This is a genomic window from Pseudoalteromonas aurantia (genome assembly GCF_005886875.1).
In the GTDB taxonomy this organism is placed as follows: Bacteria; Pseudomonadota; Gammaproteobacteria; order Enterobacterales; family Alteromonadaceae; genus Pseudoalteromonas; species Pseudoalteromonas aurantia_A.
This window is the reverse complement of sequence record NZ_PNBY01000224.1, coordinates 1-447: the sequence shown is the minus strand read 5'-3', so window position 1 is coordinate 447 and position 447 is coordinate 1. Positions and strand designations below refer to the sequence as shown.

Annotated in this window: 1 tRNA gene; it reads left to right on the top strand. The window is 44.5% G+C overall.

Going from position 1 to position 447, the window contains the following annotated elements:
* The first annotated feature begins 104 nt into the window (after window positions 1-104).
* A tRNA-Glu gene (locus CWC18_RS20755) sits at window positions 105-180 on the top strand.
* Window positions 181-447: the final 267 nt, after the last annotated feature.

Sequence of the window (447 nt, the reverse complement as noted above, 5' to 3'; positions counted from 1 at the left end):
GTGACACAGATTTTATTCTGCAATTAAGAATAAGGCCATTGCCTCACAGGCTCGGTCTCATCTAATTCAGAAATAGCAAACAATATTTGCAAATCAATTTCTGCGTCCCCATCGTCTAGAGGCCTAGGACACCGCCCTTTCACGGCGGTAACAGGGGTTCGAATCCCCTTGGGGACGCCATTTCACTCAGGTGAAGTGATATTATCTAAAAATCCTCGAGTGGTTTCTAGATTATACTAACTCATATGGTGCGAGTTAAAATAGCCAGTCCTAGTGACACAGATTTTATTCTGCAACTAAGAATAAGGCTATTGCCTCAGAGGCTCGGTCTCATCTAACGCAGAAATAGCAAATATAATTATTTGCAAATCAATTTCTGCGTCCCCATCGTCTAGAGGCCTAGGACACCGCCCTTTCACGGCGGTAACAGGGGTTCGAATCCCCTTG